Genomic DNA, 22,513 nt, shown 5'->3' with positions numbered 1-22,513 from the left:
CTCTCCGCTCTCCGCTCTGACGGGTGCTGGCTCACCACCCTTTCCGCAAGTGCCATGGCGGACGAGCTGTGCTCGGCCACGGTGAGCATCGCCTGAAGCTTGCGGCTCGAGTAAATCCTTCGACACGGAGCCTGCAGACCATGCCGGGCATTGGTCCAATGACTGCCGTCGCCATCGATGTGTTTGCACCCCCCGCCGAGAACTTCCGAAGCGGCCGAGACTTTGCCGCGTGGGTCGGTCTCGTGCCAAGGCAACATTCCACCGGCGGAAAGACGCGGCTTGGGCGCGTCTCGAAGATGGGGCAGCAGGATATCTGCAGGCTGCTCATTATCGGCGCCATGGCTGTCGTGCGATGGGCGATACGCAAGGCGCCAAAGCCCGGCAGTTGGCTGGCAAACATGCTGGCGCGAAAATCAAAGATGCTGGTCGCCATCGCGCTTGCCAACAAGATGGCGCGCGGTATCTGGGCCATGATGCGGCGGGGCGAGAATTACAGAATTCCCGCGGTGGCCTGAACGCCAGTTCGTGGGAAGACGCCGGGAGTGAAGGGAGTGCCGAAGCGTTAGGGAAGTCGATCGACAGATCGGGATTGGCAGAAGCCGAAACGACCCAAGGGCGAAAAGCCCGGTTCACTGATTTGCAGCCAATCCGCGTATCACCATAACGGCCAGCGGTCATGTATCAGAGCCGCACAAAAGGCCTGACCCATGACCGCACCGATCTTCAGAACCACCGCTAAACACGCCTTGACCTCAGACGGGCACCCACACATGGGTCAATACCGCGGCGGCGCAGCTCGTGAAGGAACTGTCCGGCCTGCGGGTGCAGGCGGGGACACATCTGCCCGATCGGAAGGCGGGACAGCCCGGCTCTACGCCCCCAGGACGCCCTCACAACGGAAAAGGCCGGCGCAAGCCGGCCTGTCTCATGCCTTCGCACAGAGGCGGGGTCAGTGCGGCAGCGATTCCAGATAGGCGATGAGGTCCACACGCTCCTTGATGCGCGGCAGCCCGACGAAGGACATCTTGGTACCCGGCACGTCGGCCTTGGGGTTGGCAAGGAACTCGCTCAGCTTGTCAGGCGTCCACTCGCCGCCATGCGTCTTCATCGCGTCCGAATAGCCGAAGCCGTCCACGGAACCCACCGGGCGGCCGACCACGCCGTCCAGATGCGGGCCGGTGGCATTAGCGCCGTCGATCTTGTGGCAGGCGCGGCATTTCGCGAACACCTTCTCGCCCGCGGCGGCATCGGCGGTGGCGAAGACCTCCTCGAACGGCGGTTCATCGGAGGCGGCGGCAACGCCCGCACCTTCCTGCGCGCCCGTGTCGATCACATAGGCGGCGTGTTCATCACCATGACCGCCCCCCATCGAGAACAGGGCACTGGCGGCCCAGTTCGACAGCAACAGGATGAGCAGGGCCCCGCAGAGCGCGGCAACGGTCTTGGTCACGGTCATCTGGTCGAACATCTGGCCCCCCCGGCTGGTGTCTCGTCCGGTCTTAGCCGCTTCCGTTCGACGTTTTCAAGGTGTAGTTACCACGCGCCGGGGCGGTGTGTCCCGCAAGCCCTCAGAAGACCTCACAGAGCAAGCCTCAGAATTCCGGGAGAAACCATGCGGGGAAAGATCGCCTTCCAGGGTGAGCCGGGAGCCTACTCCCACCAGGCCTGTCGCCAGGCGCGGCCGGAGATGGAGCCGATGCCATGTCGGACCTTCGAGGATGCGATGGAAGCGGTCCGTCAGGGGCAGGCTGAACTGGCCATGCTGCCGGTGGAAAACTCAACCTACGGGCGCGTGGCGGACATGCACAGCCTGTTGCCGCAGAGCGGCCTCCATATCGTGGACGAGGCCTTCGTGCGCGTTCACATCAGCCTGCTTGGCGTGCCCGGCACGAAGATCGGGGATATCCGTCAGGCGATGAGCCATACCGTGTTGCTGGGCCAGTGCAGGGATTTCCTGCGCGCTCACAGCATCCAGTCGCTGACCGGGGCCGATACGGCGGGCTCTGCGATGAAGGTCGCGGAAATGGGCAATCCCGCCATCGGGGCGCTGGCATCGGAACTCGCGGGAGAGATCTACGGGCTCGACGTGCTGGCGAAGGAAATCGAGGACCAGCAGAACAACACCACGCGATTCCTCGTCATGTCCCGCGATCTGGACCTGACGCGCCGGGGGGAGGCCGGGATGATCACGACCTTCATGTTCCGCGTCCGCAACATCCCCGCCGCGCTCTACAAGGCGATGGGGGGCTTTGCGACGAACGGCGTCAACATGACGAAGCTGGAAAGCTACATGGTCAACGGCTCCTTCACGGCGACGCAGTTCTATGCCGATGTGGAGGGACACCCCGAGGACCGGAACGTGCAGCTCGCCTTCGACGAGCTTCGCTATTTCACCACGGAAATGTCCCTTGTCGGCGTGTATCCGGCGGATTCGCGCCGGCGTTAGACACCATGATCGCGGGGTGAAAACCGACCGGGATCGCGGGGTGAGCTGACTGGTCTTTTGACTCTCGCAGCATTTTCCGTTCGCGTATTGCTCCAGATCGGCTGGCGCCACCGCAATCATTGCGCGCGGGAAGATGCAGAAATCATCCTCCAGTCAAGGTTCGTTGGCACGGCCTGCTAGCCGGGGCGGACAACCTGCTTCCGCCCGGAGAACGGCGATTTAACAGGCTGCTGAAAACGCATTCCGCGGTTGTGCTGGGGTCGAAATCTTCCTCAGATTTTCAGAAGCGCCCCGGAAGCCGAGTTTTGGCGCGTGACCGGACAGACTTTCTCGCCCTCCACGCAAGCCCGGGTAAGTTCCCGACTTTTTCAGCAGCCATGTTTCGCGGCCTCCGGTGGTCACCAGGCAGGCTATCGGGGGAAACAACCTCGGGCGCGCCCCAAGGCCGACCATTTCCTCCGGCATCGCCTGTCGGAATCCTTCCGGGAAGCCCTTATGCGCTCGGCGCGTAGCCGTGTGCTGCCTTTCCTGCACAAAGTCTCCCCTCGCAGGCCGAAGAGGCTTTCAGGTCGGCGTTGGAGCGGAAATCCGGCCAAATCCGGCAGGAAATCTACCCATTTCGGATCATTCAAAGGCTCGGTTTTCCAATTTCCAAAGCATAGACATGAGGCTTCAAAACTTTTTCAGCAGCCCGCAAGGCGGTGAAAAAATCGCGAAACTCTGCCACCCGCCGGTGAGACCGGGAAACCTGCGGGAAGCGTTGCAGCACCCTCTGTATCCGCGAGCCTCTCGACGGGAGCGCATCCCGGCGCGACAGCCAACCAAGAGCTGGTTTTCACCGTCTCCCTCTCATGCCCGCGGCGGCGCCAGCCGATCTGGAGCAACCCTCGAACGAAGCATACCGTGCTGGAACCCGGTCCGCCCACCCACTGATGTGCGCTAGTCCAGCCGGTCCTCCATCCAGCGCTGGATGAGGAAATGCGCGATCGCTCCCTCCCGCGCGGGGCGGATCGCGGGATTGGCACCGGAGAGTACGTCCACCATCTCCTGCCGCGAAACCCAGCGCGCATCCTCAATTTCCGCGAGGTCGATTTCTATGGCATCCGACAGGGCCTCCCCCCGGCAGCCGATCATCAGCGACGCGGGGAAGGGCCAGGGTTGGCTCGCGAGATATTGCACCGCGCCGACACGGACGCCCGCCTCCTCCAGCACCTCGCGGCGGACGGCGGCCTCCACCGTCTCGCCGGGTTCGATGAAGCCCGCGAGCAGCGAATACATTCCCTGCGGCCAGGCGGCGCTACGCCCCAGCAGCACCCGGTCTCCCCGCGTGATGAGCATGATGACCACCGGATCGGTGCGCGGATACTGCTCCGCCCGGCAGTTCGGGCAACGCCGGATCCAGCCCCCCAGCGCGGGCTCGGAGGCATGGCCGCAGCGCGGGCAGAAACCATGCGTCGCGTGCCAGCCGAAAAGCGCGCGGGCGGTGGCGGCGATCTCCGCCTCCCGGCGGGTGAGACGGGTCATCACCGCGCGCAGTTCGACAAAACGGCTCTCGGCAGGAAGCGCGGGATGGCGCTGCTCCCGCGGGTCAAGGAAAGCGGCATTGGCGGCGGCATCGGCGATGTCGGGTGACCAGGCGGAAATATCGGCCCCGAACCATGGCACGCCGTCGTCAAGGCCGAGCAGCGTCGGTGCTCCGCTTGCTTCCGCCAGTGCAGGATGGCCCGGCGACACGGTGACGAGGCCGGTTTCCCCGATGGGCCCCCTCTTCCCGATGGGCCCCGTCTCCCCGATGGGTCCCGTCTCCCCGACCGGCCGCCCCTCCACAACCGGCACAAGGCCCTGCCACAGCGGCAGAACCCGTGCATCCGGCCTTTTCAGCAGCGCCGCCAGCGCTTCCGGCTTCGCCCTGAGACCGGAGGCCCTGTCGAGCCCCGCGCTTCCAAAAGTTACCGCTTCCGCATCCCGCATTTCTGCCTCCCGCAGCCGTCAGACATCCGGCCGACTGCCATCTGCTGTGAGTTTCGGTCATTGGATCGCATGCCGCCGTGGCCACCGCAAGCTGCACAAAAACACGGCATTCATGGAAATTAAACAATTACAAGTTGTAATTCCTGGGTTATAGCTGCGATGGCAATCCTCCGCCGGTGGCGGGGACGCGGTATGCGGCCTGCCTCCGATGATGCTAGGATCACCCCGTCTGAACACGCGGAGGTGGGCATGCGGCGGGGAACAGATTTCACGATGACCCGGCGGAGGTTTCTGGCGGGAACGGCAGGAACCGGTTTGATCGCTCTGCATCCTTTCTCCCTCCAGGCCGCCACCAATCAGGCGCATCTGCGGATCCTCGAGACGACGGATCTTCACGTCCATATCTACCCCTACGACTATTATGCGGACCGGGCGTCCGACACGGTCGGGCTGGCGCGGACCGCCGCGCTGATCGAGGCCGTCCGGGCGGAGGCCACGAACACGATCCTGCTGGACAACGGCGACTTCCTGCAGGGCAACCCGATGGGCGACTACATCGCCTATGAGCGGGGCATGCGGCAGGGCGATGTGCATCCCGTGATCGCGGCGATGAATGCGGTCGGCTACGACGCGGGCACGCTTGGAAACCATGAGTTCAACTATGGGCTGGAGTTTCTGGAGCGGACGCTTGCGGGCGCGGACTTCCCGGTGATCTCCGCCAATGTCGCAAGACAGCGGGGCGCCGGACCGCGGGGAGACCAGACACTGATCCCCCCCTATGTCATTCTCGACCGCATGGTGAGGGACGGCTCCGGGCGGGACATCCCCATCCGCATCGGGCTGATCGGTTTCGTGCCGCCGCAGATCCTGAAGTGGGACCGCAAGCACCTGGAGGGCCGGGTCGAGACGCGCGACATCGTCGAGGCGGCGGAAGCATGGCTGCCGGAGATGAAGGAGGCGGGGGCGGATATCATCGTCGCGCTGTCCCATTCGGGCATCGGCCCGGCGGAGCGGTCCGACGGAATGGAGAATGCCTCCACCCCCCTCGCCGCCTTGCCGGGGGTGGATGCGGTGCTGACGGGGCACAGCCATCTCGTCTTCCCCTCCCCCGCCTTTGAAGCCTCTGCCGCCGTCGATCCGGTCACGGGAACGATCCACGGCAAGCCTGCGGTGATGGCGGGCTTCTGGGGCTCGCACATGGGGCTGATCGACCTTCTGCTGGAACGCGAGGGCGGCCAATGGCGCGTCGTCACCGCGACGAGCGAAGCCCGCCCCATCGCCCGCCGGAACGAGGACAGGAGCATAACCGCGCTGGTGGACAGCCGTCCCGAAGTGCTCGCCTCCGTCATGCGGGAGCATGAGGAGACGCTGGCCTATGTCCGCCGGCCCGTGGGCCGGACGAGCGCGCCGCTGCACAGCTATTTCGCCCTCGTGGCCGACGACCCGTCCGTCCAGATCGTCTCCAACGCGCAAAAGTGGTATATCGCCGAGATGATGACCGGCTCTCCGCATGAGGGGTTGCCGATCCTCTCCGCCGCCGCGCCGTTCAAGGCGGGCGGCCGGGGCGGGGCGGAGTACTATACCGATGTGCCTGCGGGCGACATTGCCATCCGCAACGTGGCCGACCTCTATCTTTACCCCAATACGATCCGGGCGGTCCGGGTGACGGGGGCGGAACTGCAGGGCTGGCTCGAACGGTCCGCGGGCATGTTCAACCGGATCACGCCGGGCGAGGCCGACCAGCCCCTCCTGAACCCGGAGTTTCCGAGCTACAATTTCGACGTGATCGACGGCGTGACCTATGAGATCGACCTTTCCCAACCCTCCCGCTACTCCGCCAAGGGGCAGCTGGAGGCGCCGGAGGCCACCCGTATCGTCAACCTTGCCTTCGACGGGCGCCCTGTGGAGCCGGAGCAGGAATTCATTATCGCGACCAACAACTACCGGGCGGAAGGCGGCGGTGACTTCCCTGGCGCGGACGGCACGACGATCGTCTTTGAAGGGCCGGATACCAACCGGGACGTCATCGTGCGCTACATCGTCGAACAGGGCACGATCAACCCGTCCGCGGACAACAACTGGCGTCTTGCGCCCCTGGCCGACACAAGCGTGATCTTTGAAACCGGGCCGAAGGCGGCAGATCATCTGGGCGATCTGAACGGACTGCGCATCGAAGCGGCAGGGCCGGGAGAGGAGGGCTTCGCCCGCTTTCGCATCCTTCTTTAGTTTGCACGATGCCTATCAATGGGGCATTATTTGGTGACACGCCTGACAAACAGGCATTTACCTGCGACGAATTTGCACAGTTCGCAGGCAGTTGCCCGAAGATGCTCCCCTCCCCGGCGGAGGTCGGGCAGGGTCGGTGCCGCAGTTTTCAAGGAGGCCCTTCGTGTTCCACCGCGCCCTGACAGCCATCACCGCCACCGTCCTCATCGCCACGGGCGCGTCGGCGGAAACGACGGTCCCCTTCGCCCTCGACTGGAAGTTCGAAGGCCCGTCCGCCCCCTATTTCGCCGCGATCGACAATGGCCATTTCAAGGCCGAGGGCCTGAACGTGGAGATCTCCGCAGGCCAGGGCTCGCTCGACGCCATTCCGAAAGTGGCGACGGGCGCGTTCCCGTTCGGCTTCTCCGACATGAACTCCATCGCGAAGTTCCTCGACCAGAACCCGGGCGCGCCGGTCACGGCAGTGATGATGGTCTATGACAAGCCCGCCGCCGCGATGGTCGGCCGCAAGTCGCAGGGCATCAACGAGATCAAGGATATCGAAGGCAGGAAGCTCGGCGCTCCGCCCCCGGACGGCGCATGGGCGCAGTTCCCGGCCTTTGCCAAGGCCAACGGCATCGACATTTCCAAGATCACCGTGGAACCCGTCGGCTTCCCCACCCGGGAACCCATGCTGGCAGAGGGCAAGGTGGATGCGGTGATGGGCTTCTCCTTCTCCGTCTTCCTCAACCTGACGCGGCTCGGCGTCCCGGCGGATGACATCTCCGTCTTTCTGATGGCCGACAACGGGGTGAAATACTACGGCAACGCCATCATCGTGAACACCGCCTATGCCAAGGAACACCCGGAGCAGGTGACGGGCTTCCTCCGCGCGGTGGCGAAGGGCTGGCACGATGCCATCGCCAACCCGGAAGCGGCGGTGGAATCCATGATCAAACGCTCCCCCGCCTCCGATCTGGCGCTGGAAACGGAGCGGCTGAAGATGTCCATCGGGACGAATGTGCTAACCGACTGGGTCAAGGAGCACGGTATGGGCAATGTCGATCCCGAGCGGTTCGCGGCATCTATCGAGCAGCTCAAGGAAATCTACACCTTCCAGAACGATCCCACGCCGGATCTGTATTTCACCGCCGATTACCTGCCCGCCGACGGCAGCCTGAAGCTCGCAGACTGACCGCATTCAAATAGGGCCGGGCGGGGTCGGACCCGCCCGAAACGGAACCGGCATGGCAAACCTCGTCGATATCAAGGGCGTCACGCACGCCTACAAGACCAAGGCCGGCCCGCTGCCGGTTCTGGACGGCCTCAACATCTCCATCCCGGAAGGCAACTTCTGCGCGGTGGTCGGCCCCTCCGGCTGCGGCAAGTCCACGCTCACCCGGCTGATCGCCGGGCTGATGATCCCCGACAGGGGCGAGGTCTGGCTGCACGGGGAACGGGTGAAAGGCCCGCGCAAGACGGTGGGGATGGCGTTCCAGAACCCCGTCATGCTGGAATGGCGCACGATCCTGGACAATGTGATCCTGCCGCTGGAGATCGTTTCCCCCGGCATGGCCCGCAAGGCCCGCGAAGCCCGTGCGATGGAGCTGCTGGAGTTGGTGGGCCTCGGCAAATTCGCCGACAAGCGTCCCTCCGAACTCTCGGGCGGAATGCGGCAGCGCGCCTCCCTCTGCCGGGCGATCGTCCACAAGCCCGACGTGCTCATCATGGACGAACCCTTCGGCGCGCTCGACGCCTTCACGCGGGAGGATCTGTGGCAAACGATGCACGCGCTCCGCGCGGAGGAGCCGTTCACCTCCCTGCTCATCACCCATGACCTGCGGGAGAGCGTGTTCCTCGCCGACGAGATCGTCGTGCTCTCGGGCCGCCCTGCCACCACCCAATATGTCATGACCGTCGGCCACGACGGCCCGCGGACGCTCGACATGCTGTATGAACCCGCCTCGGTGGAGCGCCTCTCCATCCTCCGCGACCAGATCGAGATCGCGCAGGGCCGCAAACCGGCGGGGGCGCATTGATGGAAACGCTGCGCAAGATCGCCATTCCGCTGATCGCCACGGTGCTCCTGCTCGCGGGGTGGGAATTTCTGGTCTGGGTGAAGGGCTGGCCGAACTACGTGATGGCCTCCCCCTCAGACCTGCCGCCCGCCTTCTGGAAATACCGGGAGCTGTTCTTCACCCAAGGCTGGCAGACGCTGTGGCGCACGGTCGTGGGTCTGGTGCTGGCGGTGATCTTCGGCACGCTGCTGGGCATGGTCATGGGCTTTTCCCGCACCATGCGGGATGCGCTCTATCCGCTGCTGGTGGGCTTCAACGCCATACCGAAGGCGACGGTGGTGCCGGTGGTGGCGCTGATCTTCGTGGGCCAGCATGATTTCAACACCATCCTCATGGCCTTCATGATCTCCTTCTTCCCGATCTCCGTGTCGGTGGCGATCGGCCTGTCCACGCTGGAGCCGGAGTATCGCGACATCCTGCGATCCCTCGGCGCGTCCAAGTTCACCATATTCCGCAAGATCGCCCTGCCGAAGACCCTGCCGGAGTTCTTCGGCGCGCTGAAGGTTGCCGTCACGCTGGCCTTCATCGGCACCAACCTGATGGAGATCGTGGAGCCGCACGGCCGGGGCCTTGGCGCTCTGTTCGATTCGGGCAAGATCAATGCGGATTACCCGCTGATGTTCGCCGTCCTGCTCGCGCTCGCCTTCCTGGGGATCGTGCTCTACTACATCGTCGTGGCGCTGGAGAAGGTTTTCGCCGGCTGGGCGGAACGCAATCCGGGCTGAGAATTCGGGGATCGGCGGGGAACCATTTCACCGGGGGCGGTTGATCCTGATCCAGTCAGGAGAAGCCGATGTCCTACGCCCGCTTCCTCATCATGATCGCCGTTTCCACCGTGCTGATGTACGTCCTGATGTATCTCAATACCTGGAGCTGGGATCACGTCTATTTCAGCGAAACCCGCGCCTTCGCCGCGCTCTACATGGGTGCGGGGATGGCGGTGGTCATGCTGCTTTTCATGTGGGGCATGTATCGCAACCGCGCCGCGAATTACGCCATTCTCGCGGGGAGCGCCGTGGTGTTCGTGGTGGCGCTCGCCCTGCTCCGGTCGCAGGCGACCGTAGGGGATGTGGCATGGATGCGCGCGATGATCCCGCATCATTCCATCGCCATCCTGACGTCATCGCGGGCGCATATCACCGACCCGAGGGTGCGGTCGCTGGCCGATGGGATCATCACGACCCAAGAGCGGGAGATCGGCGAGATGAAGTCCCTCATCGCCGATCTCGACAGGTAGATCAGGCGGGAACCGGCTCCTTGGCGACCGCGTCGATGAGATTGGCGAAAGCGTCGATCCAGCTCGACAGGAACGCCTTGGCCGTCGGCTCGACCAGCGTGCCGGTGGCATCGAACAGTTCGGGCTTCCAGACGAAATACACTTCCGGCTGACCGAGTTGCACGGTGCCCAGAATCGTCGCGAGCATCTTCATTGACTGTTGTCCGGCGGCGGAGCCCGTCGTGCCGGGCGTGGTCCCGACGACAGCGGCGGGTTTGCCCATCCAGGAGCTTTTCCCATAGGGGCGGGAGCCCCAGTCGGCGGCGTTCTTCAACGCGGGGGAGAGCATGCGGTTGTATTCGGGCGTAACGAAGAGGACGGCATCGGCGGCCTCGACCTCGGCTTTCATCCGCAGGACGGAAGCCGGCACCTTGTCCCACAGGTCTTCATTGTAGAGCGGCAGATCACCGATCTCGACGAATTTGAAATCCAGTTTGCCGGCGGCGAGCTTTGCCAGCGCTTCGGCGAATTTGCGGTTGATCGAATCCTTGCGGAGCGATCCGACCAGAACGGCCACGGTCTTCATGGGAGGAGCCTCTTGTTTCTTTGAGTGACTGGGGGCAAATTAGTAACCGTCTCGCGAAACGCAAGAAGGCACCTTGCAGTCAGAAGGTTACACCCATGGAACCCACTCATCAGCGCTGCAACCGCGTGAATGACATCATTTCCCTTGTCGGTGACAAGTGGAGCGTGCTGATCGTCATGCATCTCAGCCCTGAACCGCGCCGATTCTCCGAGATAAAGCGGTCGATTACCGGTATTTCACAGAAGATGCTGACGGTCACCCTCCGCGGGCTGGAGCGGGACGGCTACGTTCACCGGCGGGTGTATCCGACCGTGCCGCCGCGTGTGGAATATCGGCTCACCCCGCTGGGAGAGGAGCTGCAGGTGCCGCTCCGCGCGCTCGGCAATTGGGCGGAGGCGAATTACGAACGGGTCTGCGCGGCGCGGGAAGCCTATGACGAGGGTGCGAATCAGCGGCTGGTCGCTGCAGAGTAGGCTTGCCATTTCCGCCCGCGCCCCTTAGATCCCCCCGCGAGAGGTTGGCGCGGGCGAGCGCCTCGCCAACTCGGTCAGGTCCGGAAGGAAGCAGCCGTAACGAGTCCCGCTTGGGTCGTTGTCCAGCCTCTCACCCTTTCTTCTCCCGAAAATCGTTGAGCGTGATCGGGTCTTGGCGCAGTCTGTTCGGATACCCACGGACAGGAGGAGCCGATGACCGCCCACCCCCGCAGGACCGTTCTGAAGATCGCACTGGCCGCAGGGTTCGCCCCGATGTTCGGGGGCCTCGCCTCCCGCGCTTGGGCCGATCCTGTCAGCTTCGCCCCGGCACCCACGCCCTGGCGGGCTTACGAGACACGCACGGCGATTGCCCTTCCCGCCGGCAAGGCGGAGATATGGCTGCCGGTGCCCTCGCTCTCCACCGATTACCAGCGCAGCCTCGACGATGGCTGGACAGGCAATGCGGCGCAGGCCGAGCTGGTGACTGACCCCGCCACTGGCGCGCGCTTCCTGCATGCGGAGTTCGATGGCAAGACGCCTGGAAACCTTGAACTGGTCAGCCGGTTCGAGACGCGGAACCGCACCATCGACTGGTCGAAACCTTCTGAAGCCGGGGAAGACCCTGCCGTTCTGGCAGCGGCGCTGCGGCCCTCCGCGATGAAGCCGCTCGACGGCGTGGTGGCGGAGACGGCGGCACGGATCACCGCGGGCGCCACCACGGATGTGGAGAAGGTGCGCGCGATCTATGCCTATATCGTTGCCAACTGCTACCGCAATCTCGACACGCCGGGCTGCGGTCCGGGGGATGCCGTGGCAACGCTGACCAGCGCCGGGCTGGGCGGGAAATGCGCCGATCTGAACGGGTTGTTCGTGGCCCTCGCCCGCGCATCGGGCGTTCCCGCGCGCGACATGTACGGGGTTCGGGTTGCGCCCTCTGCCTTCGGCTACAAGCAGCTCGGCGCGAACAGTGAGACGATCACCGGCGCGCAACACTGCCGGGCGGAGGTCTGGCTCGACGGTTACGGCTGGGTCGCGATGGACCCCGCCGATGTACTCAAGGTGATGCGCGCCGAATCGGACCGCTGGATCCGTGACCCGTCCGACCCGCTGGTGACGAAGGTGAACGCGGCGCTGCTCGGCAACTGGGAGGGCAACTGGGTAGCCTACAACCGGGCGGAGGATCTGCACCTGCCGGGCCGGACGGGCACCCTGCCCTTCCTCATGTATCCGCAGGGGACGGTGGAGGGCGCCGCGCTGAATGAGCTTGACGCCAAGGCCTTCGCCTACACGATCACCGCACGCGCGGTATGATGCGGGGGGCGGCCCTCAATGGGCCGCCGCTTCCGTTCCGTCGAGGCCGATCTCCCCCTCCACCCGTGCGCTGTTCGCCATCAGGTAGAAGCCCAGACCCGTCGTCAGCGCGGCGATGAACACCAGATACCACGCATGGGCCATCGGGCTGACGGCAAGGAACGTGGTGACGAGCACCGGCGTCAACCCGCCGAAGATCGCGTAGGCCACGTTGTAGGAGAAGGAAAGCCCGGAAAACCGCACCTGCGCCGGAAAGGCCCGCACCATGACATAGGGCACCGCCCCCACCATGCCGACGGCCAGCCCCATCACCGCGTAAAGCCCGAACAGAACCGGCAGGGAGACGCCCGCGAAGGTGTAGAAGGTGAAGGTCGCCACCCCGAACACCACCCCCGCCACTGCGAAAAACGGGCCGCTGCCCACCCTGTCCACGATCGCCCCGGCGCTGACCGTCCCGAAGATCAGGAACAGCGTGCCGAAGCTGGTGGCGGAGAGGGCCTCCAGCGCGGAATAGCCATAGAGCTTTTGCAGAAAGGTCGCCGTCATCAGCGTGGTGACGACGATTCCGGCGGACAAAACCCAGGTGAGCAGGCCGGAGATGATGACACCGTGCATATGGTCGCGCAGGACGGTGCGGATCGGCAGCGTCTCCTGCAGGCGGCTGTCCTGCTTCATGGCGAGGAAGATCGGCGTCTCCGACAGCCAGCGGCGCAGATAGACCGCAAGCAGGCCGAAGATCCCGCCGAGGAAGAACGGAAGACGCCATGCCCAGGCGGAAACCTGTTCCGCCGTGAAGCTCCAGTTGATCGCCGTGGCGACCAGCGAGCCGAGCAGGATGCCCATCGTCAGGCCGGAACACAGGAACCCGCAGGCCATGCCCACGCGCCGGGCCGGTACGTGTTCGGCCACGAATGTCCATGCGCCCGGAACCTCGCCGCCGATGGCCGCGCCCTGCAACATGCGGAGCACGATCAGCAGGATCGGAGCCAGCACGCCGATGGTCGCATAGGTCGGCAGCATCGCCATGCCCAGCGTCGAGATCGACATGAGGAACACCGAAAGGGCAAATACGCGCTTGCGCCCCACCTTGTCGCCATAATGCGCCATGACGATCCCGCCCTGCGGACGCACGAGGTAACCGGCAGCAAAGATGCCGAAGGTCTGGATCATGACGAGCCAGTCCGGCATGTCCGGCGGAAAGAACAGATGGCCGATGACCGCCGCGAAAAAGACAAAGATGATGAAGTCGTAGAATTCCAACGCCCCGCCCAGAGCCGACAGGCCCAGAACCTTGAAATCCTCACGGTTGAGCGGGCGGTTTTCCTCACCCGCGCCTTGCAGCGTCTCAGTCATCATGCGTCCTTTTCGATTTCCCGCTCCATCCTTCGGGACGCAGCCTTATCGCGGCAATCGCGCAGCGCGGCAAGCGAGACGTGGGAGCACAACATGGGACTGCGGCCAGGACGCTACGGTGGACACCCTCCCCTGGGCAGGGGCGCCAGTACAGGAGAAGCCCAGTTTTTTCGGACGACCGCGCCAGGCAGACTGCTGAAGTTTGCTTCGGAGCGGAAATCGTCCCTTGTCCGGCGAGGTCCAGCCGGAACGCTACGGATGTCAGGTCATTGCGGGACCGATTTCCCGGGTCCGAGAACAGGACCATGCTAACAGCTGAAAAAATCGTGGTGCTCCCCGACCTTGGGTTGAAACCAGGAAATCGGTCCGGTCACGAGCCAAAACCTGCGGCTTCCGGGGAGTTCTTCAACCATGGAAGATCTCCGCCCCGGAGCAACCTCGGGATACTTTTTTCAGCACGCTGCCAAAGATGCGTCTGCAAGTGCCGCCTCGCCCAGCTCTGGCCGCAAATCGCAGGCGGGCAAGAGAGGCAGCCCATGCACCGGCCATTTCCATGGGGATCACTCGACATCCCGAGGTAAACCGATGCGTGACACATCCCGTTCCGGCAAGATTTCTTCCAACTCGCTGGCTGACGGCATCCCCCGCCGAATGTGTTCCGCCACACGCGGCCGAGGCGGGCACGATCGCATGGGGTGACGGCCTATCCGGATCGCGGCGGCGGTGTTCCTTGCCATTGAGACGGACGTGTTCTTCTCCGAAAGGTCGCTCTACGGCGACCGGTGGATCGATAGTGCGCTGGCGCGGCTGCAATCCGAGGGGCTGGTCCACAAGGGTGCGCTGGAGCCGCCGAAGGGCAAGAGGCCCGACGGCTGGAAACCGCGGGAGCAGACCCCGTTCGGCACAACCGAGCCATGAAGCGGCACGGAGATGGATGCCCTGAACGTGCCGGTTTTTGTTGATGAAGTGGTGCCGCAGAAGGGACTCGAACCCCCGACCCCATCATTACGAATGACGTGCTCTACCAGCTGAGCTACTGCGGCGTTCCCTTGCGGGAGGCCCGCCCGGCCGGGGCCGGAGGGGCGTTGTGGCGGGCTGATAGCACCATCCTGCGGGGGTGTGTAGCCCTAAAACGCAAGAATTCTCGCGCTCAGCCCCCGGCTTTCCGCATCGCGTCGAGGTCAACCGCGCGCGGGGTGTGGAACGGGCTCGAGCTGGCCGGCTGCGGCTCTTGCGGCTCGACCGGGAGGGGCGGCGTTTCCACCACCGGCTCCGGTGTTTCGTCCGGCGCGATGGTTACCGACTCAGGCACGGGTTCCGGCTCCGGTTCCGCGACCGGGGCGACGGGAGCGGACTTCGGCTCCGGCGCGCGGACGATCAGGGGCAGCATTTCCGCCTGCGTGGGAGAGGGGCCCGCCCCTTCCGGCGGCTCTTTCCATGTGAGCGTGTCGAAGGCGCCGCAGTTGTCGCAGATCGGCCCCCATTGCGCATGGATCGCACCGCAATTGTCACAAACCCATTGCGGCCCGCGCGGAGAAACGAGCGCCCGGGCCAGCCAGCCGCGCACCACTGCATCGTCCGCGCCCTCTCCCCGTTCGATCGCCGCCATGATGGCAAGGCTCCGCGCGGTGGGATGCGTCTCCGCCAGATCGCCCATGGCCCGCCGGGCGGCTGGGAAATCCTCCGCCGCAATGTTCAGTTCGGCGCGCAGCAGGCGGGTCTGCTCGTCATCCGGGCGCAGCCGGAGGAGCGTATCGAACCGCTTCAGGCGCTGCGCAGGGGTTTCGTTCGGCTCGATTTCGGCAAAGGCGGCGGCGAGGTCGGGATGCGGGGACACCTCCCAGGCCTTGCGCAGGACCCGCGAGGCGCTTTTCCTGTCCCCGGTCGTGAGATAGCCGCGTGCGGCCATGACGGCGGCGGGGATGAGGTCGGGGGACTGACGGTTGGCGGCGATGGCCGCCTCCCGTGCCTCGATGGAATTGCCCTCGGCAAAGACCTCCTTTGCCTCCTGCAGCGCCAGGACGGCGTCGCGGCGCTTGTAAACATCGCGGGGCATGTTGCCGCTGCGCTGCTTTGCCTCCAGCGTACGCCGCGCGCCCTTCCAGTCGCCCCGGTCGGCCTGAAGCTTCAGAAGGACATCCTGAGTCTCGCCATGACGCGGGCGAATGGCCAGCGCGTGCTCTGCGAGTTTCAGCGCGGTGTCGGTATCGCCTTCGGCCAGCTTCATCCGCATCAGCCCGCGCAGGGCCACGAAGCGCGTCCGGTCATCGTCCAGACGCCGCTTCCACGCCTCTGTGGCGCGTTTCGAATCACCGACCATCTCCGCCGCCTGCGCGATGACGAGGTCCGTGAGTTCGGGACGGTTGAGGAATTTCTCCGCCCGGACGGATTTGTTGATGGCGAGCCGCCCCTCCCCCGCGGTGAGGGCGAGGATGCCGTCGGCCAGCGCCTCGTACCCCCGCTTTTCGCGGCTGCGGTCGAGATAGCGGCTCATCGCCGTCTCATCCCCGTTCAGGAAGCGGAACAGCGCGACCGCGAGGCCCACGATCTTGAACAGCACCCATGCGCCGACAAGGCCGAGCAGCGAGAGGATCACCGCCTGCAGCAGTCCGATGGAAAACTCCGTATCCCCGAAGATGATGCGGATGCCTTCGCCCGCGCTGAGCAGATGGCTCGCGCCGAAGGTCAGCGCCGCGATGATGGCGACGAAGAGGAGAACCTTGAGAAGGGACCAGAGCATGTGCGCCTCAGTTCCGGGTAAGGCTGGCGACGATCTCGTCGGCAGCCTGCTGTGCAGAAACGCGGGTCTTGGCGGCGGAAGTCCACCCGGCCATCGCGGCCTGACCCGCGGCGGGAAGGGTGGCGATTTCGGTCAGGGCCTGATCGATCTGGCCCGCCTGCACCGCGGCATTGGCGCGGGAGAGCACCGCATCGGGGGAATTGCCCTCCTGCGGGGTAAGGGAGCGGATGCCCAGTTGATTGCGCAGAAACATTTCCGCCCGGTCGCCAAAGCTTTCCTCCCCCGTCGCACGGTAGGAGGCATCGAGCGCGGCGCGCGCGGCATCGGGGAAATCACGGCGCAGGTCGGACAGCGGAGCCACGCCGCCGCTGGCCTCCTTCAGGGCCGCGGGAACGTTCACATCCAGCTGCTCCAGACGCTCGACAGCCGGCGCAAAACCGCTCCCGAGTTCGATCGCCATGCGGATGCTGGCGACGATCGCCTCCCCTTCCGCCACACGCGCACCGGCCGCGGATGAGGAGCGGAGACTTTCCACCTCGCCCGACAGGGCGGCGTTGCGCTCCGCCTGGGCGGACAGGTCGCTCCGCAAGCTTTCCAGCGCCGCGCTCACGTCTGCGGAGGGCGGCGCCGCCTCTCCTGGCGGCGCGGAGGCAACGGGCCGATTTTCCAGCGCCGTGATCCGGGAGGTCAGGGCGTCAAGCGTGCTTTCCCCCTCGGTCGCGGCATTGGAGAGACGCGAAAGCTCCGCCTCCATCCCGGAAAGATCGGCCGGCGCGGGCAGCGCCGAGATCTCGGAACGCATCGCGGAGATCTGCTGCGCCTGCTCCGCGATCCTGCTCTCCAATGCGGGATCGCTCGTATGACGAGGCAGAAGGAAATAGGCCGCACCGAACCCCAAAGCCGCCGCGATCGCTCCACCGGCGAGCGTCGGCCAGAAGCCGCCGCCCTGCGCTGCGGGTTCCGTCGGAACGGGACGGGCGGGCGGAACCACACGCTCCTCCTCCGCCGCCTTTGCCAGCGGCTCCTCAAGTGTCAGATCACGGTCGGGCGTCAGATCCCGGGGTTGATCGGCGTCAGGCAGAGCGGCGGGATCGGTGCCCTGCCCGGCAGCGAAATCATGGTGCTCCGCCGTCGCCGGGTTCTCCGCTGCAACGGTCTCCGGGAGGGCATCGACGCTGGCTTCCGGGCTGTCCGTCGCCCCGAACACCTCTGCCGCCTCGCGCGCGGAGAGGTTTCTTTCGGATGGCGAGGTCTGCGCTTCTTCGGCCTTCGCCTTGCTCCGCGACCTCGGTTTCTTTTCGTCTTCCACGCAGCTCTCCCGTTGGCCGTTCCGTGAACGGAGATTAGCGACCGGATCCCCGGGCCTCAACCCGCAGCCTGATGTGCCAGCGCGAAGCCCTGTCGGCAACTCATGCCTTCTCAGGACGCAAGGTTCCCGAAAACAACCGATTTCAGCCCTTCAGCGCCCCGATTGTCTCCAACATAGCCTCTGCTGAAGGGGTTGGGGCAATTTTCAGGCGGCGCGGCGCTTTACCGGACCATGCGGCTGCGACATTCGCACTCATCGCGGCGATGAGAAGCGGCGCGCGGATCGGCCAGCCCGCCACAAGCCGCGCAGATCGCGGCGAAAACAGCGGCAGGAGCACCGGCTGCTCCGCCTCCAGAAGCCGCACTGCCTCTGCGGAAGGGGGGATGGCCACCTGCTCATAGGCCACAGCCCCCGTGATCTCCACCTCGTCCCTCAGGGCCGCGACCATATCGGCGGCAAGATGCCGCCCATGCGGGTGAAACAGCGGGCCGGACGGACGCTCCCGCCGAATGAGGGAGAGCAGGGATGCCGCATCGCCGCCCGCAGCCCGGGCCGAGAGACCATGCGCCGCCGCCGCCGCCGCCGTGCGCTCCCCCACGCAATAGGCGGGCAGACCCAAACCCGGCGGAAGCGCCGCCACGGCGTTCTCCGATGTGAGAACGATGCCCCGCACCCCTTGGGGCATGACGACGGGCAGGGACCGGATCGCCTGCGCGGGCGCGAGGAGCACCGCCAGATCCGGCCAAAGTCCTGCCACTTCGGCGGCGAAACGGCGGGACTGCGCCTCCGGCCGGGTGAGCAGGAGCGTCGGTACACCGGCAGAAAGGAGCGGTCGGGTTGTCTCGCGCATGTTGCGGTGTTACCTGCGCGGGGGTGGTCAGGCAACGCGGAAGACCCCTCGGATCGGATCATGGACAAGGCTCTCACCCTTCTCGGCATCGAGTCGAGCTGCGACGACACCGCCGCGGCGGTTGTCCGGCTGACGCCGGAGGGCCGGGCGGAGGTGCTCGCGAATGTCGTCGCTGGGCAGACCGCGCTCCACGAGGCCTATGGCGGCGTGGTGCCTGAGATCGCCGCACGGGCACATGTCGAAAAGCTCGACATTTCGGTGGCGGAGGCGCTGCGGACAGCGGGGCTGGCGCTTTCCGATCTGGACGGGGTGGCGGTCACCTCCGGTCCCGGGCTGATCGGCGGGGTGCTGGCGGGCGTCATGCTCGCACGCGGGCTGGCGGCGGGGGCGGATCTGCCGCTTCACGGGATCAACCATCTGGCGGGCCATGCCCTCACCCCGCGGCTGACCGGGGACATCGCCTTTCCCTATCTGCTGCTGCTCGTCTCCGGCGGTCATTGCCAGTTCCTGATCGTCCACGGCCCGGATCGCTTCGACCGGCTGGGCGGTACCATCGACGACGCCCCCGGCGAGGCGTTCGACAAGGTGGCGAAGCTGCTCGCCCTGCCCCAGCCCGGCGGCCCCGCTGTCGAGGCAGAGGCGCGGCACGGCGATGCTGCCCGTTTCCCCTTGCCCCGCCCCCTGCTGGACCGGCCGGGCTGCGACATGTCCTTTTCCGGGTTGAAGACGGCGGTGCTGCGCACACGGGACCAACTGGTGGCCGCCCACGGCGGGCTGCGCCGTCAGGACAGGGCAGATCTCTGTGCAGGTTTCCAGCGCGCGGTGGCCGATGTGCTGGCGCAGAAGGCGCGGCGGGCCATCGCGGCCTATCTGGAGCTTGCCCCCGAAACCCCGGCCATCGCCGTGGCGGGCGGCGTGGCCGCCAACGCAGAGATCCGGGCGGCGCTCGAGGGGGTCGCCACCGCCGAGGGTCTCGCCTTCGTCGCGCCGCCGCTGAAACTCTGCACCGACAATGCCGCGATGATCGCCTGGGCGGCCATCGAGCGGCTCCGGGCGGGCATTCCCGACGATCCGGCCGACCTGACCGCCCGCCCGCGCTGGCCGCTCGACCGGAGCAGACCGGCGCTCATCGGCTCCGGCAAGAAGGGCGCCAAGGCATGAGCGGCATCGCCATACTGGGGGCGGGCGCCTTTGGCACGGCGCTGGCGATCAGCCTCGCCCGGGCGAGGACCGAAGTCGCGCTCTGGACCCGCGACGCGGATCAGGCGCGCGAGATGCGCGACCAACGAACCAACAGCCGACGCCTTCCCGGCGAGGCGCTGCCCATGGCGATCAGGGTGACGGAGACCCTGCCGGAGACGGCGGATCTCCTCCTCCTCGCCATCCCCATGCAGCAGACCGCTGCCTTTCTAGAAGCCCATCGGGCGCTTTTCGCCGGTCGGGGCGTGATCGGCTGCGCCAAGGGGATCGACCTGACCAGCGGCCTCGGCTCCACCGGCCTCATCGCGCGGGCCTGCCCGGACGCCACTCCCGCCGTGCTGACGGGGCCGAGCTTCGCCACCGATATCGCCCGCGGCCTGCCGACCGCGCTGACGCTCGCCTGCGCGGATGCGGCGGCGGGAGCGGCGATGCAGGAGCGGCTCTCCACCTCTGCGCTGCGGCTCTACCGCACGACGGATGTGGCGGGTGCCGAGCTGGGCGGTGCGCTGAAGAACGTCATCGCCATCGGGGCGGGCGCGGTAATGGGCGCGGGGCTGGGCGACAGCGCGCGCGCCGCGCTGATGACCCGCGGCTATGGCGAGATGACCCGGCTGGCGATGCGCGCGGGCGCGCGGGCGGAGACGCTGGCGGGCCTTTCGGGCTTCGGCGACCTCGTCCTGACCTGCACCTCGGTGCAATCGCGCAACTTCCGCTACGGTTACGCGCTGGGGTCCGGCGCGGACTGGGACGTCTCCACGACGGTGGAGGGGATTGCCACCGCCCGCGCCATGGCCGCCCGGGCCGCGCGGGAAGGGGTGGACATGCCCGTCGTCTCCATGATCGTTGCGTTGATAGATGGCCGCGTCACCGTGACCGAGGCCGCCGAACGCCTGTTGAACCGACCGCTGAAGGAGGAATGATGTACGCTGCCGTGATCTGCCGGGACAAACCCGGCGCGCTCGATCTCCGCATGGAGAACCGCCCCGCCCATCTCGCTTATCTGGGGGAGAGCAGGGTGGCCTTCGCCGGGCCGTTCATCGAGGACGGCGCCCCCGTCGGCTCGCTCGTGGTGATCGAGGCCGATGACCTCGCCGCCGCCGAAGCCTGGGCCGCAAACGATCCCTATGCGAAGGCCGGGCTGTTCGAGGCGGTCGAAATCCACGAATGGCGCAAGGTGATCGGCTGATGGCCTTCTGGCTGTTCAAGTCGGAGCCCGACACTTGGTCGTGGGACCAGCAGGTCGCCAAGGGAGAGGCCGGTGAGGAATGGGGCGGCGTGCGCAACTATCAGGCGCGCAACCACATGCGGGCGATGAAGGTGGGGGAGAAGGGCTTCTTCTACCACTCCAACATCGGCAAGGAGATCGTCGGCATTGTCGAGGTTTCCGCCGAATCGGCCCCCGATTCCACTGCGGACGATCCGAAATGGGACTGCGTTCACATCCGCGCGGTGCGCCCCCTGCCGCGCCCCGTCACGCTGGAGGACTGCAAGAACGACCCTCGGCTGAAGGATATGGTGCTGGTCAACAATTCCCGCCTTTCGGTGCAGCCGGTGTCAGAGGCGGAATGGCAGACTATCTGCGAAATGGGTGGCTTGTAGCGGAAGGCTGGCGGACATGGCGGGCAGGATCAGGGTGGGAATCGGCGGCTGGACCTATGCGCCGTGGCGGGGCAGCTTCTACCCCGACGGGCTGGCCCATAAGCGCGAACTGGACTATGCCAGCCGCCACCTGACCACCATCGAGGTCAACGGCACCTACTACCGCAGCCAGACACCCAAGACGTTTGCCGGCTGGCATGACGAGACGCCCGAGGATTTCGTCTTTGCCCTCAAGGCACCGCGCTTCGCCACCAACCGCAAGGTGCTGGCGGAGGCGGGCGAGTCGATCCAGCGGTTCATCGACAGCGGCATCGCGGAGCTGAAGGACAAGCTCGGCCCGATCAACTGGCAGTTCATGGCGACGAAGAAATTCGACCCGGAGGATTTCGCGGGTTTTCTAGCCCTCCTGCCGAAAGAGGTGGAGGGCCGCGCGCTGCGCCACGCGGTCGAACTCAGGCACGAAAGTTTTCTTGTCCCCGAATGCGCGGAGCTGCTCCACCGGCATGGGGTCGCGGCGGTCATCGCTGGGGATTCCGAATTTCCGCAGTTCCCGGATGTGACGGCGGATTTCGTCTATGCGCGCATCATGGGAACCACCGAGACCCCGAAGGCCGGCTATTCATCCGGCGATCTGGCCCGGTGGAGCGAAGCGGCGGTGAGCTGGGCAAAAGGCGGTGATGGCGGCCTGCCCCCCATTAGGAAGGCCGCCCCGAAAAACCCGCGCGATGTGTTTCTTTATGTGATCAGCGGCCACAAGGCCGCCAATCCTGCCGCTGCCATGGCGCTGATCGAACGAGTGCCCGATCAGGCGTAAACGGATTCCTTGCCGAAATTCTTCACCAGCAGGTAATAGAAAACCGCCCGATATTTGTTGCGTTCGGATTTGCCATACGTGTCCACCGCCTTCTGGATACCTTCCATCAGCGAAGGGCTGTCAGGCAGACCGAGTTTCTTCATCAGAAAGCTCGTCTTCACCCGTTCCAGCTCAGCGGAATCGGAGGCTGCCACCGTTTCGCTGTCCGCGCTGTAGATCGTCGGCCCGCAGCCGATGGTGACCTTGGTCAGCAGATCCATGTCCGGTTCCATCCCGCACTTAGTGCGCAGATCCCCCGCATATTTCTCGATCAGTTCGTCGCGTTTGCCCATCCGGCCTCTCCGCATTTGGGATGCGGAGAG

Annotated in this window: 23 protein-coding genes, 1 tRNA gene, 1 other RNA gene and 1 pseudogene; 16 read left to right on the top strand and 10 right to left on the bottom strand. The window is 65.7% G+C overall.

Annotation, left to right across the window (positions count from 1 at the left end):
• Positions 1-128: 128 nt before the first annotated feature.
• Positions 129-515, top strand: a pseudogene (locus tag CDV49_RS00275) (transposase); the annotation flags it as partial.
• 434 nt (positions 516-949) lie between these two features.
• On the opposite strand, the gene CDV49_RS00270 reads toward CDV49_RS00275, so the two are convergent.
• Positions 950-1,468 carry a c-type cytochrome gene (locus CDV49_RS00270; protein WP_088213589.1) on the bottom strand — a complete coding sequence of 173 codons (519 nt, stop codon included), beginning with the start codon at positions 1,466-1,468 and terminating at the stop codon, positions 950-952.
• A 144-nt stretch (positions 1,469-1,612) separates the two neighbouring features.
• On the opposite strand from CDV49_RS00270, the gene CDV49_RS00265 reads away from it, so the two are divergent.
• Entirely contained in the window at positions 1,613-2,446 is an 834-nt protein-coding gene (locus CDV49_RS00265; protein WP_088213588.1) for a prephenate dehydratase, read from the top strand.
• A gap of 628 nt (positions 2,447-3,074) precedes the next feature.
• Here CDV49_RS00265 and CDV49_RS20635 read toward each other — a convergent pair.
• Positions 3,075-3,215: a hypothetical protein gene (locus CDV49_RS20635; RefSeq protein WP_218821861.1), complete on the bottom strand. Its 141-nt coding sequence runs from the start codon at positions 3,213-3,215 to the stop codon at positions 3,075-3,077.
• 170 nt (positions 3,216-3,385) lie between these two features.
• Positions 3,386-4,417: an NAD(+) diphosphatase gene (nudC, locus tag CDV49_RS00260; RefSeq protein WP_088213587.1), complete on the bottom strand. Its 1,032-nt coding sequence runs from the start codon at positions 4,415-4,417 to the stop codon at positions 3,386-3,388.
• 249 nt (positions 4,418-4,666) lie between these two features.
• Between nudC and CDV49_RS00255 the strand changes: the two genes are divergently transcribed.
• The 5 genes from CDV49_RS00255 (at position 4,667) to CDV49_RS00235 (ending at position 9,937) form a co-directional block, all read left to right on the top strand.
• Entirely contained in the window at positions 4,667-6,643 is a 1,977-nt protein-coding gene (locus tag CDV49_RS00255; RefSeq protein ID WP_088213586.1) for a bifunctional 2',3'-cyclic-nucleotide 2'-phosphodiesterase/3'-nucleotidase, read from the top strand.
• 163 nt (positions 6,644-6,806) lie between these two features.
• Entirely contained in the window at positions 6,807-7,817 is a 1,011-nt protein-coding gene (locus CDV49_RS00250; protein ID WP_088213585.1) for an ABC transporter substrate-binding protein, read from the top strand.
• A 52-nt stretch (positions 7,818-7,869) separates the two neighbouring features.
• On the top strand, positions 7,870-8,661 hold the full coding sequence (locus CDV49_RS00245) for an ABC transporter ATP-binding protein (protein WP_088213584.1): 792 nt from the start codon (positions 7,870-7,872) through the stop codon (positions 8,659-8,661).
• Positions 8,661-9,425, top strand: coding sequence for an ABC transporter permease (locus tag CDV49_RS00240; RefSeq protein ID WP_088213583.1), 765 nt, complete (start codon positions 8,661-8,663; stop codon positions 9,423-9,425). The genes CDV49_RS00245 and CDV49_RS00240 overlap by 1 nt, the downstream gene beginning before the upstream one ends.
• Positions 9,426-9,493: 68 nt before the next feature.
• Positions 9,494-9,937 (top strand): DUF305 domain-containing protein, encoded by a 444-nt coding sequence (locus CDV49_RS00235; RefSeq protein WP_088213582.1) that lies wholly within the window; start codon positions 9,494-9,496, stop codon positions 9,935-9,937.
• 1 nt (position 9,938) lies between these two features.
• Here the strand turns inward: CDV49_RS00235 and CDV49_RS00230 are convergent, their stop codons facing one another.
• On the bottom strand, positions 9,939-10,502 hold the full coding sequence (locus tag CDV49_RS00230; protein ID WP_088213581.1) for an NADPH-dependent FMN reductase: 564 nt from the start codon (positions 10,500-10,502) through the stop codon (positions 9,939-9,941).
• Between the two features lie 95 nt (positions 10,503-10,597).
• On the opposite strand from CDV49_RS00230, the gene CDV49_RS00225 reads away from it, so the two are divergent.
• From CDV49_RS00225 to CDV49_RS00215, 3 genes are all read left to right on the top strand, one after another.
• Positions 10,598-10,975: a winged helix-turn-helix transcriptional regulator gene (locus CDV49_RS00225; RefSeq protein ID WP_088213580.1), complete on the top strand. Its 378-nt coding sequence runs from the start codon at positions 10,598-10,600 to the stop codon at positions 10,973-10,975.
• 38 nt (positions 10,976-11,013) lie between these two features.
• Positions 11,014-11,110: signal recognition particle sRNA small type (gene ffs, locus CDV49_RS00220), an RNA gene on the top strand.
• Positions 11,111-11,188: 78 nt separating this feature from the next.
• A complete protein-coding gene (locus CDV49_RS00215) occupies positions 11,189-12,286 on the top strand; it encodes a transglutaminase-like domain-containing protein (RefSeq protein WP_088213579.1) in 1,098 nt (365 codons plus the stop codon).
• 15 nt (positions 12,287-12,301) lie between these two features.
• Here the strand turns inward: CDV49_RS00215 and CDV49_RS00210 are convergent, their stop codons facing one another.
• Entirely contained in the window at positions 12,302-13,639 is a 1,338-nt protein-coding gene (locus tag CDV49_RS00210) for an MFS transporter (protein WP_088213676.1), read from the bottom strand.
• 723 nt (positions 13,640-14,362) lie between these two features.
• Here CDV49_RS00210 and CDV49_RS00205 point away from each other — a divergent pair.
• Entirely contained in the window at positions 14,363-14,557 is a 195-nt protein-coding gene (locus tag CDV49_RS00205; RefSeq protein WP_088213578.1) for a hypothetical protein, read from the top strand.
• Positions 14,558-14,606: 49 nt separating this feature from the next.
• Here CDV49_RS00205 and CDV49_RS00200 read toward each other — a convergent pair.
• The 4 genes from CDV49_RS00200 to CDV49_RS00185 form a co-directional block, all read right to left on the bottom strand.
• Positions 14,607-14,682: transfer RNA gene (locus tag CDV49_RS00200), tRNA-Thr, on the bottom strand.
• A gap of 107 nt (positions 14,683-14,789) precedes the next feature.
• Positions 14,790-16,379, bottom strand: coding sequence for a heme biosynthesis protein HemY (locus CDV49_RS00195; RefSeq protein WP_088213577.1), 1,590 nt, complete (start codon positions 16,377-16,379; stop codon positions 14,790-14,792).
• A gap of 7 nt (positions 16,380-16,386) precedes the next feature.
• The gene (locus CDV49_RS00190) at positions 16,387-17,688 is read right to left on the bottom strand and encodes a COG4223 family protein (RefSeq protein WP_088213576.1); all 1,302 of its coding nucleotides are present in this window, start codon (positions 17,686-17,688) and stop codon (positions 16,387-16,389) included.
• A 142-nt stretch (positions 17,689-17,830) separates the two neighbouring features.
• The gene (locus tag CDV49_RS00185; RefSeq protein ID WP_088213575.1) at positions 17,831-18,538 is read right to left on the bottom strand and encodes a uroporphyrinogen-III synthase; all 708 of its coding nucleotides are present in this window, start codon (positions 18,536-18,538) and stop codon (positions 17,831-17,833) included.
• 60 nt (positions 18,539-18,598) lie between these two features.
• Here CDV49_RS00185 and tsaD point away from each other — a divergent pair, with 60 nt between their 5' ends.
• Genes tsaD through CDV49_RS00160 form a run of 5 tightly spaced genes read left to right on the top strand, consistent with a single transcriptional unit; the run spans position 18,599 to position 22,151 of the window.
• Positions 18,599-19,699, top strand: a complete 1,101-nt coding sequence (tsaD, locus tag CDV49_RS00180; protein ID WP_088213574.1) for a tRNA (adenosine(37)-N6)-threonylcarbamoyltransferase complex transferase subunit TsaD — start codon at positions 18,599-18,601, stop codon at positions 19,697-19,699.
• Complete coding sequence (locus CDV49_RS00175) at positions 19,696-20,658, top strand: NAD(P)H-dependent glycerol-3-phosphate dehydrogenase (protein ID WP_088213573.1); 963 nt, start codon at positions 19,696-19,698, stop codon at positions 20,656-20,658. Before tsaD ends, CDV49_RS00175 begins: the two co-directional genes overlap by 4 nt.
• A complete protein-coding gene (locus CDV49_RS00170) occupies positions 20,658-20,924 on the top strand; it encodes a YciI family protein (protein WP_088213572.1) in 267 nt (88 codons plus the stop codon). Before CDV49_RS00175 ends, CDV49_RS00170 begins: the two co-directional genes overlap by 1 nt.
• Positions 20,924-21,337 carry an EVE domain-containing protein gene (locus tag CDV49_RS00165; RefSeq protein WP_088213571.1) on the top strand — a complete coding sequence of 138 codons (414 nt, stop codon included), beginning with the start codon at positions 20,924-20,926 and terminating at the stop codon, positions 21,335-21,337. Before CDV49_RS00170 ends, CDV49_RS00165 begins: the two co-directional genes overlap by 1 nt.
• A gap of 16 nt (positions 21,338-21,353) precedes the next feature.
• Positions 21,354-22,151 (top strand): DUF72 domain-containing protein, encoded by a 798-nt coding sequence (locus CDV49_RS00160; protein ID WP_088213570.1) that lies wholly within the window; start codon positions 21,354-21,356, stop codon positions 22,149-22,151.
• Here CDV49_RS00160 and CDV49_RS00155 read toward each other — a convergent pair.
• Positions 22,142-22,483: a DUF2853 family protein gene (locus CDV49_RS00155; protein WP_088213569.1), complete on the bottom strand. Its 342-nt coding sequence runs from the start codon at positions 22,481-22,483 to the stop codon at positions 22,142-22,144. The two genes, CDV49_RS00160 and CDV49_RS00155, sit on opposite strands and share 10 nt — an antisense overlap.
• Positions 22,484-22,513 lie beyond the last annotated feature (30 nt).

Origin of the sequence: Haematobacter genomosp. 1 (genome assembly GCF_002196855.1) — a bacterium.
Taxonomy (GTDB): domain Bacteria; phylum Pseudomonadota; class Alphaproteobacteria; order Rhodobacterales; family Rhodobacteraceae; genus Haematobacter.
Note: the sequence above shows the minus strand (reverse complement) of the source record. Positions and strands in the feature narration are given on the sequence as shown.